The sequence below is a fragment of the Oceanobacillus sojae genome (genome assembly GCF_007991515.1).
Taxonomy (GTDB): Bacteria; Bacillota; Bacilli; order Bacillales; family Amphibacillaceae; genus Oceanobacillus; species Oceanobacillus sojae.
The window spans coordinates 1-1,690 of sequence record NZ_BJYM01000043.1 but is presented as its reverse complement, the minus strand read 5'-3'; the positions used below and the strand labels follow the sequence as shown (position 1 = coordinate 1,690).

Below are 1,690 nucleotides of genomic sequence, written 5' to 3'. Positions count from 1 at the left end.
AAAGAAATTGCTCTTTGAAAACTGAACAAAACAACCAGTACGAAAGAAGAAAAACACCTCGTTTTTCTTGAATATTTAAGTCAGAAGTTGACTTCTGAAAGCTAAAGAAACAAACACTTTTATGGAGAGTTTGATCTTGGCTCAGGACGAACGCTGGCGGCGTGCCTAATACATGCAAGTCGAGCGCGGGAAGCGGACAGAACTCTTCGGAGGGACGTTCGTGGAACGAGCGGCGGACGGGTGAGTAACACGTAGGCAACCTGCCTGTAAGACTGGGATAACTCGCGGAAACGCGAGCTAATACCGGATAATACTTATCATCTCCTGATGGTAAGTTGAAAGGCGGCTTTTGCTGTCACTTACAGATGGGCCTGCGGCGCATTAGCTAGTTGGTGGGGTAACGGCTCACCAAGGCGACGATGCGTAGCCGACCTGAGAGGGTGATCGGCCACACTGGGACTGAGACACGGCCCAGACTCCTACGGGAGGCAGCAGTAGGGAATCTTCCGCAATGGACGAAAGTCTGACGGAGCAACGCCGCGTGAGTGATGAAGGTTTTCGGATCGTAAAACTCTGTTGTCGGGGAAGAACAAGTATGATAGTAACTGATCGTACCTTGACGGTACCCGACCAGAAAGCCACGGCTAACTACGTGCCAGCAGCCGCGGTAATACGTAGGTGGCAAGCGTTGTCCGGAATTATTGGGCGTAAAGCGCTCGCAGGCGGTTCTTTAAGTCTGATGTGAAATCTTGCGGCTCAACCGTAAACGTGCATTGGAAACTGGAGGACTTGAGTGCAGAAGAGGAGAGTGGAATTCCACGTGTAGCGGTGAAATGCGTAGAGATGTGGAGGAACACCAGTGGCGAAGGCGACTCTCTGGTCTGTAACTGACGCTGAGGAGCGAAAGCGTGGGGAGCGAACAGGATTAGATACCCTGGTAGTCCACGCCGTAAACGATGAGTGCTAGGTGTTAGGGGGTTTCCGCCCCTTAGTGCTGAAGTTAACGCATTAAGCACTCCGCCTGGGGAGTACGGCCGCAAGGCTGAAACTCAAAAGAATTGACGGGGACCCGCACAAGCGGTGGAGCATGTGGTTTAATTCGAAGCAACGCGAAGAACCTTACCAGGTCTTGACATCCTTTGACCGCTCTGGAGACAGAGTTTTCCCTTCGGGGACAAAGTGACAGGTGGTGCATGGTTGTCGTCAGCTCGTGTCGTGAGATGTTGGGTTAAGTCCCGCAACGAGCGCAACCCTTGATCTTAGTTGCCAGCATTTAGTTGGGCACTCTAAGGTGACTGCCGGTGACAAACCGGAGGAAGGTGGGGATGACGTCAAATCATCATGCCCCTTATGACCTGGGCTACACACGTGCTACAATGGACGGAACAAAGGGAAGCAAGCCCGCGAGGTCAAGCAAATCCCATAAAACCGTTCTCAGTTCGGATTGTAGGCTGCAACTCGCCTACATGAAGCCGGAATCGCTAGTAATCGCGGATCAGCATGCCGCGGTGAATACGTTCCCGGGTCTTGTACACACCGCCCGTCACACCACGAGAGTTCGTAACACCCGAAGTCGGTGAGGTAACCTTTTTGGAGCCAGCCGCCGAAGGTGGGACGAATGATTGGGGTGAAGTCGTAACAAGGTAGCCGTATCGGAAGGTGCGGCTGGATCACCTCCTTTCTAAGGATT

The 1,690-nt window shown here is 52.5% G+C and carries 1 rRNA gene; it reads left to right on the top strand.

Features of this window, described 5'->3' with window-relative positions:
- Positions 1-118: 118 nt before the first annotated feature.
- Positions 119-1,681: ribosomal RNA gene (locus tag OSO01_RS23140) — 16S ribosomal RNA — on the top strand.
- Positions 1,682-1,690 lie beyond the last annotated feature (9 nt).